This is a genomic window from Christensenella sp. KGMB01412, assembly GCF_055522415.1.
The window spans coordinates 64,751-72,275 of sequence record NZ_JBVFVW010000010.1 but is presented as its reverse complement, the minus strand read 5'-3'; the positions used below and the strand labels follow the sequence as shown (position 1 = coordinate 72,275).

The window sequence follows — 7,525 nt, the reverse complement described above, 5'->3', positions numbered from 1 at the left end:
CCTTTTCTGCGCCGGATCAGGTAAAGTCGATCCCGCCGTTGATGTTAATCAGCTGCCCCGTCACATACGAGCCCGATTCCGACGCCAGCCACATAATTGCCCCTGCATAATCCTTCCCGTATCCATAACGGTGCAGCGGGATCGTGTCAAGCTCCTCTTCCTTCAGCTCGTCGAACGTCATTCCACGTTCCTGCGCTTCCTCGCGCATGAACCCCCAGTGCATTTCCGTCGCGGCAAGCCCCGGGCACAGTGCGTTCACATTCACATGGTACGGCGCCATTTCAAGCGCCAGCGCCTGCGTCATCGTGTGCACCGCTCCTTTTGACGCTCCGTAGGTCGCGCTCCCCGCGTGCCCCACCTTTCCAAAGAACGAGCCCGTGTTCACGATCGTCCCATAGCCCTGTTTCCTCATCTGCCGCGCCGCATATTTGCACCCGTGGAATATCCCCTTGAAGTTCACAGCCAGCACACGGTCAACGTCCTTCATGTCCGTATCCGCTACATGCGCCGCTCCCGCGTGCATCCCCGCGTTGTTGTAGATGATATCCAGCCTGCCAAATTTCTTTACTACGCCTTCCACCATTTCCTTTACCGCTTCTTCATCCGACACGTCAAGCTGCACGCCGTACCCCTCGTTTCCCGGAAACTGCTCCTTGATTTCCTTCCATGTCTCGTGTACCTCCGGCAGCAGGTCTGCGATTACCACATGTACGCCTTCCGCTGCCATTGCCTCCGCGCAGCCCCGGCCCATTCCCCGCGCCGCTCCTGTTACGATTGCTACCTTGCCTTCCACGCTCCTGAATTCACTCATCTTTTTGCCTCCTTTTTACTTTCTTTATTTTTGATTTTTGGCAGCATGCCGCTGCCGTATTTTTTAGTTCCCTGTCATTGTTATATTCCTGTCATTTTTCCCGGACGGGGCCTGTGGATTCCCGCACGACCAGCTCCGGCTCAAGGGTTATTTTCTTTTGTACGTCCAGTTCTCCCTTAATCAAATCCCGCAACATCCTGAACGTAATCCCTCCCATTTCAAGCAATGGCGTATTCATGGTCGTAAGGGAGGGTGCAAGCAGCGGCGCCACCCAAATATCGTTATATCCCGCCACCGAAATATCCTCCGGGATTGAGAGCCCCTCGCTTTTAATTGCCCTCATCGCGCCGATCGCCACCATATCGTTGCCCGCACAGATTGCCGTGGGCCTTTCCTCCAGCTTCAGCAGCTCCTTGCATGCACGGTAGCCCGACTCCTCGTCATATTTTGTTTCAAGCACATATCCGGAATTGTATTCGATTCCTGCTTTTTTCAGTCCCTTGCGGTAGCCTTCCAGCCTCCTGATTGCCGTATCCACAAAGAGCGGCCCGGAAAGGTGGGCGATCTTTGTGTGCCCCATCTGCACCAGATGCTCTACCATATCCATCATTCCGCCTATATCGTTCGTGCGAACATAAGGCGCGCTGGCGTTCGCCGAGGCGCGGTTCACCATGACATATTTGATATCGCTTTTTTCAAATACCCTGACCACATCGTCCTCAACGTAGCTTGATCCAAGGATAATACCTTCCACAAACTGTGATTGCAGGATTCGTATATACTCTTTTTCTTCCTCCGGATTATCTCCCGTATCGCACAGGACGATTCCGTACCCCGCCTCACGCGCTGCCAGCTGAATACCTTTGACGATCTCTGTAAAAAACGGATTCATAACATCAGCGATCACAACGCCTATCATATTACTGGAGTGCATACGCAGGCTTCTCGCAACCGAGTTTGGGGCGTAATTCAATTCCAAAATGGCCTGGTCTACCGCGCGCCGCGTTTCCTCCCTGATGTTAAGCGTTTTATCTTTATTGAACACGCGCGACACCACGGCGGACGTTACCCCTGCCTTCATCGCCACGTCTTTGATCGTAATTCTTTTTTTGCCATCCACGTTTTTATCCATAAAGCTTCCAGTCTTTCTGCTTTTATACAAATGCTTTTTTCAGCGTTTCTACGTCCTGTGCAAGAAGCCGCTTGGGTGAATTTCCTTTTGTTGATAAGGGTGGCTGCGTATAATAATTTTCGATCACAATAAATCCACGATAGCTGCTCTTCACAATTTTCTCCGCAGTTTTGAAAAACTCCGTGTCGCCCGTTCCGAGAAGCGCTCCGCTCAGATCGTTCCCCCTGCCGTCCTTCACATGGATTTCATAGACCTCGTCCTTGAGCATCTCAAATAAATCCGGCGTGGACAGCTTGTATTTCAGGTAATGGTTCTGCGAGTCGAAATAGATCCCGAAATTGTCCGCGTTCACCAGCCTGACCAGCGAAAGCATATCCTCCGCGCCCATATTGTTTTCGGTGGTCACCATAAGGCCCTGCGCCGCGGCCTCCCGGCAAATTTTTCTGTAATTTTCCACCGTCATCTCAAAGGCGCTTTTTCCGCTGATCTCGCTTTTGTTGAAGGACGGGCACATCAGCATGGGCATACCCATGCGCTTGGCAATACGTATCCCTTCAAAAATGAGTTCCATCGCTTTTTCGCGCGAAGCCGGATCATTTTGATCGCACATACTGATATGGTCCAGCACCGTCATGGAAATCGACGTAAACGTCAGTCCGTATTTTTCCGCGGCTTCCATATATTCGTCCTGAAGCTCCCTGCAAAGCAGGCCCTGCCCGCGCAAGGCCTCTTTTCCAATCCCAAGCTGGATCGCTTCAAGGCCTGCTTCGGATACGATTTTGCACAGCGCCGCCCCGCGGGCTTCAAGCGCCCATTCGCATAACCCGAATTGAAATCGTTTCATGTCCTTTTCCTCCGTCATACCGCTTTTGTGCCTGTAATTGTGATCGCCTTGATCAGGTTTTCCTCTGTAATCTCGTCACCCGTGAATTCCGCAGTGATCTCTCCTTGTGTGATCGCGATCAACCGGTTGCTGATGCCCATAACCTCGGGCATCTCCGACGAAATGACAATCACGGCGATCCCCGACTCCGCCAGCTCCGCAATCAGCTTGTGTATCTCTGCCTTCGATCCGACGTCGATACCCCTTGTTGGTTCATCGAGAATCAACAGCTGCGGTGAAATGCTCATCCATTTGGCGATTACGATTTTTTGCTGGTTGCCGCCGGAGAGGTTGACCACCTTTTGCTCCGGGCTTGGGGAGCTTATGCTCATTTTTTGTTGATACTCATTGTAAATTTCCTTCGTTTTCTGGTTATCGATAAAGCCGTGCCTGCGAATCCACGGAAGCTTTGCCATACTGATGTTTTCCCTGCATGTCATATCGAGGACGAGTCCTTCTTCCTTGCGGTTCTCCGGTACAAAACCAATGCGGTGCTTTTGTACCGCGTCGACACTGTTCCTGATCTTCACCTGTTTTCCATTGAGGTAAATCTCGCCTGAATCCGGCCTGCGTATGCCAAAAATCGTTTCTACAATTTCTGTACGGCCCGCTCCCACAAGTCCGTATAATCCAACGATTTCACCTTTGCGAACATGAAAGGAGATGTCCTGATATACGCCTTTCAGGCAAAGCTTTTCCACACGGATCACTTCATCGCCCGGCACAGCGTGGCTTTTATGAAAATAATCGTCAAGCGTACGCCCGATCATGCTTTGCACGATATCCTCGAGCGTAATATCTTTCGTATTAAACTCGCCCGTAGGCTGTCCGTCCCGGAATACAAGCACCCGGTCGCTGATTTCAAATACCTCGTCCATTTTGTGGGTAATATAGACGATTCCAACACCCTGCGCTTTCAGGCTGTTGATATTCTCGAACAACGAATCCTTTTCTTTTTCCGTAAGCGATGAGGTTGGTTCGTCAAGAATCAGTACTTTTGCCCCAAGTGCAATTCCGCGCGCGATCTCTACGAGCTGTTGCTGGGCAATCGGCAGTGCCGCTACGGGTGCTTTCGGATCCACCTCGCATCCAAGCTTTTCCAGTACGGTTTTCGCATCCGTATTGAGTTTTTTCCAGTCTACAACGCCATGCTTCATCGGCAGGCTTCCCAGATAAATATTTTCTGCCACGGAAAGGTCCATCACAAGCGACAGCTCCTGGAATATCAGGATTATTCCGTCCTCTTTTGCCTCCATTGGGTTCCTGTAACGAACCGGCTTACCCTGATATAATATTTCTCCGGAATCCGCATCTGCCTGGTGCACGCCGGAAAGCACCTTCATAAGCGTTGACTTCCCCGCTCCGTTTTCCCCGCAGAGCGCCAGTACTTCGCCATATTTTAAGTTCAGGCGGGCGTGGCTCAATGCCTTAACGCCCGGAAACGTTTTGCTGATGTCGTTCATTTCGAGCACATAACCATTTCCTGTATTCTCGCTCATATCCATTTCCTCCGGTTTCTTATCGATCTATTATCATCCGGCTCTTGCCGTTTATATGCCAATTCATTCAGGCAGCGCCGCCGGAACGCGTCCGGCGGCTTTTGCCCTGTTTCAGTTTCTTACCATGCCGGGAGATCGATCGTTCCGATCGTTTCCGGCGTTACCTTTGGCGTGTCGATATAGCTGAAAAACTCGACTTCCTCCCCTGCCGCTACCTGCAAAGCAACGTCCAGCGTTGTTTTTGCATCGGTCATAGGCGACTGCAGGACTGAGCCTGCAATTTCTCCGCTTTCAAGATACCCCTTCGCTTCGTCGTCTCCGAAGAAACAACAGCTGATTACTTTGATCTGATCCATTCTGCCCGCTTCTTTAATCGCGTTGATCGCACCAATCGCCATATTGTCGTCCGCGCAATACACCGCGTCGATATCGCTGAACTTCAGCAGGAAATTTTCCATCTGCTGCTGTGCCTTTTCCCTGTTCCAGTCTCCCGGCTGTGAATCCGCAATCTCAATATTGCTGCCCTCGATTTTACTCCTGAATCCTTCCGAACGTTCCGTGGCGGTGGTGTATCCGGGCAGTCCTGTAATTTCTACAATTTTTGCCCCGTCCGGGAACGCCTCCATCATCATTTCACCGGCAAGCTCGCCTTCCTTCACATTATCCGGCCCGACGAAACACTTGATGTAGTCGTAGCCGGATTCGTCAATGTTGGAATTGGCAATGACTACCGGAATGCCCGCCTCGCTCGCCTTTTTGGCTGCAGGCACGAGCGCCTTGCCATTTACCGGCCAAATAATAATTACGTCGCAGCCCTGCTGGATCAGGTCGTCCACCTGGTTGATCTGCTTGGTTACGTCGCCTGTTGCGTCAAGCTGCACAAGGTCAACGCCTTTTTCCGCTGCGTATTCCCGCAAAGTTTTGTCGTGCTGCGTCTGGTACGCATCTGTTCCGACGTTGTTTGCAGTGCTTCCGATTTTGTACGATCCCGCACTGCTTTCGCCCTCCTGCACCGTAGCGCTTGCCTCCGCCGTATTTGCAGCCGTACTGCCCTGCGCCTCGGGGCTTTCTGCGCAGGCTGCAAATACCCCCATCAGCATAACGATTGCAATCACCAAAGCGAGCCTTTTCAAATTTTTCATGTTCTCCCTCCTTTTATTTTTTATTCCTTACCGGTTTTATACCGGCAAAGCAAAATTAAGCAGTATTGGGCTTTAGTATCTTATCCAGATACAGCACCGCGATCAGGATTACACCAGTAATCAGCGTATTGTAGTAAGACTGGACATTGAGCAGGTTCATGGCGTTTTCAATGATTCCGATCGTCATCACCCCGCCAAGCGAAAACCACATGTTTCCATATCCGCCGACCAGCTTCGTTCCGCCCAGTACAACCGCCGCGATAACCATAACGTTGGTGTCCGGCCATCCGAGCGTAGGCGTTGCGGCGTTCATTTTAGACGCATACAGAATGCCTGCCGCAGCAGCGCAAAGCGAGCAGATTACAAAATTGATAATCGTCGTCTTTTGCGTATTGATGCCCGCATTTGAAGCAGAGTTTTCATTTCCGCCGGTTGCATAGGTGTTCCTCCCATGTTTTGTATACCGCAGCACAAGCTGGGCGATTACCAGAAGTACTGCGAAAACAATAATCAGGTTGGGAATTCCAAGAAAATTCCCGGAGCCAAAATCGCCAAACGCGTCGCTGATCCCCACAATCGCCTGCTCCTGGGTATAAAGGTACAGGAAGCCTCTTACGCCGAGCATGGAGGCAAGCGTTACGACAAAGGCGTTAATGCCCACCTTTGCCACCAAAAGCCCGTTGATCATGCCGACCGCAAAACCAACCAGCAGAGCGATCAGCACAGCCGGCAGTACGCCAAGCGGCTGCAGTCCAACCGCGAGCGAAGCGCAAAGCCCCATAAGCGTTCCAACCGAAAGGTCAAAATAGCCGTTGATAATCAGGAATGTCATCCCTATCACCATGATGCCTTCCGCAGAATTCTGTTCGATAATATTGACAAAATTGTTCCCGTTAAAGAATCCGTTTACAAAAATAGAGAAAGCAATGATAAAAACCGCAATGATCGGCAGGATTGTATTTCTTTTTGCAAACTGCTTTACCGACGCCATACTCATACCAGCACCTTCTTTCTTTTGGTTGCGATATCAATCCATACCACCAGAATGATAATTACCCACTGGGCGATCCACTGTGTGTAATATGGAAATCCGATCATAACAAATCCATTTTTCAAAACGCCCATGATCAGCACTCCGATAAAGGTTTTCGCAACGCTGCCGCTGCCGCCCAAAAGACTCGTCCCCCCAAGGATTACGCCTGTGATTACGTCAAATTCATAACCCTCGCCAATCGTACTTTGTGCTGCTCCAACCCTTGCGCCCAAAATTACTCCTGCAACCGCAGTCATCAGCCCGGATAACACGAAAGTCATCATAACAATCTTTTTGTCATTGATCCCCGTAAAGCGGCAGGCGGTGCTGTTCCCGCCCACAGCCATAAGCTGCCTGCCAAAGACCGTCTTTTTCAGGACTATTTCAAAAATAATGATGCAGCCCGCATAGATGATAATTGGCACGGGGATTCCCCCAAGGCTGCCTTTTCCCAGCATGGAAAACCATGTAGCGTCCGGGTTGCTGAGCGAGCTGTACTTCCCTCCGGAATAAATCAATACAACCGCCTGCAGGATACCCATCATACCAAGCGTAACAATCATGGAATTGAGCCTTAAATACCCTACCAGCCATCCGGACACAATTCCACTCGCGAGCCCTGCCGCAACGGCAATCAGCATCGCGGGAACCGGGCCAAACGTATCGTGCAGGCTGATGGCCAGAACGCAGGTCAGCGAAAGAAGCGAGCCGACCGATAAATCAAAATTTCCTCCCCCGATGATTACATAGGTCATTCCGCACGCCATGATCCCCACAATCGAAATCTGCCGCAGGATCAAAATGATGTTGTCGGCTGTAAAAAATTCTTTTGCCGCAAAGGAAAATATCAGCACAATAATAATCAGTGCAAATATGATTCCCTGCTTTTTCACAACCGTCCATGCTTTGTTGCTGTTTTGCAAATCCATTCCCCACTACTCCTTTACCACGGTTGCTGAAATTTAACGAAATTTATCCCGGAATGGTGCCGGATTTCCCCCAAAAGGCAAAATATCCGCTAAATA

The 7,525-nt window shown here is 50.7% G+C and carries 7 protein-coding genes; all 7 read right to left on the bottom strand.

The features are described 5' to 3' along the window. Nucleotides 1–16 precede the first annotated feature (16 nt). The 7 genes from ACS5WU_RS12550 to ACS5WU_RS12520 all read right to left on the bottom strand — a co-directional run bounded on the left by ACS5WU_RS12550 (nt 17) and on the right by ACS5WU_RS12520 (nt 7,429). Nucleotides 17–811 (bottom strand): SDR family NAD(P)-dependent oxidoreductase, encoded by a 795-nt coding sequence (locus ACS5WU_RS12550; protein WP_465089187.1) that lies wholly within the window; start codon nt 809–811, stop codon nt 17–19. 91 nt (nt 812–902) lie between these two features. Beyond that, a complete protein-coding gene (locus tag ACS5WU_RS12545; RefSeq protein WP_046444448.1) occupies nt 903–1,943 on the bottom strand; it encodes a LacI family DNA-binding transcriptional regulator in 1,041 nt (346 codons plus the stop codon). Between the two features lie 22 nt (nt 1,944–1,965). After that, a complete protein-coding gene (locus ACS5WU_RS12540) occupies nt 1,966–2,787 on the bottom strand; it encodes a sugar phosphate isomerase/epimerase family protein (protein ID WP_302762201.1) in 822 nt (273 codons plus the stop codon). 14 nt (nt 2,788–2,801) lie between these two features. Then, nucleotides 2,802–4,325 carry a sugar ABC transporter ATP-binding protein gene (locus ACS5WU_RS12535; RefSeq protein WP_131925034.1) on the bottom strand — a complete coding sequence of 508 codons (1,524 nt, stop codon included), beginning with the start codon at nt 4,323–4,325 and terminating at the stop codon, nt 2,802–2,804. 119 nt (nt 4,326–4,444) lie between these two features. Next, the gene (locus ACS5WU_RS12530) at nt 4,445–5,467 is read right to left on the bottom strand and encodes a sugar ABC transporter substrate-binding protein (protein ID WP_302761144.1); all 1,023 of its coding nucleotides are present in this window, start codon (nt 5,465–5,467) and stop codon (nt 4,445–4,447) included. Nucleotides 5,468–5,522: 55 nt separating this feature from the next. Continuing rightward, complete coding sequence (locus tag ACS5WU_RS12525; protein ID WP_302761142.1) at nt 5,523–6,464, bottom strand: ABC transporter permease; 942 nt, start codon at nt 6,462–6,464, stop codon at nt 5,523–5,525. Then, nucleotides 6,461–7,429 (bottom strand): ABC transporter permease, encoded by a 969-nt coding sequence (locus ACS5WU_RS12520; RefSeq protein WP_302761140.1) that lies wholly within the window; start codon nt 7,427–7,429, stop codon nt 6,461–6,463. The genes ACS5WU_RS12525 and ACS5WU_RS12520 overlap by 4 nt, the downstream gene beginning before the upstream one ends. Between the last annotated feature and the right edge of the window lie 96 nt (nt 7,430–7,525).

What these genes read in the sequence shown, in the direction of transcription:
- ACS5WU_RS12550 (WP_465089187.1), bottom strand. Translation starts at nt 811, where the DNA reads ATGAGTGAATTCAGGAGCGTGGAAGGCAAGGTAGCAATCGTAACAGGA.
- ACS5WU_RS12545 (WP_046444448.1), bottom strand. Translation starts at nt 1,943, where the DNA reads ATGGATAAAAACGTGGATGGCAAAAAAAGAATTACGATCAAAGACGTG.
- ACS5WU_RS12540 (WP_302762201.1), bottom strand. Translation starts at nt 2,787, where the DNA reads ATGAAACGATTTCAATTCGGGTTATGCGAATGGGCGCTTGAAGCCCGC.
- ACS5WU_RS12535 (WP_131925034.1), bottom strand. Translation starts at nt 4,325, where the DNA reads ATGAGCGAGAATACAGGAAATGGTTATGTGCTCGAAATGAACGACATC.
- ACS5WU_RS12530 (WP_302761144.1), bottom strand. Translation starts at nt 5,467, where the DNA reads ATGAAAAATTTGAAAAGGCTCGCTTTGGTGATTGCAATCGTTATGCTG.
- ACS5WU_RS12525 (WP_302761142.1), bottom strand. Translation starts at nt 6,464, where the DNA reads ATGAGTATGGCGTCGGTAAAGCAGTTTGCAAAAAGAAATACAATCCTG.
- ACS5WU_RS12520 (WP_302761140.1), bottom strand. Translation starts at nt 7,429, where the DNA reads ATGGATTTGCAAAACAGCAACAAAGCATGGACGGTTGTGAAAAAGCAG.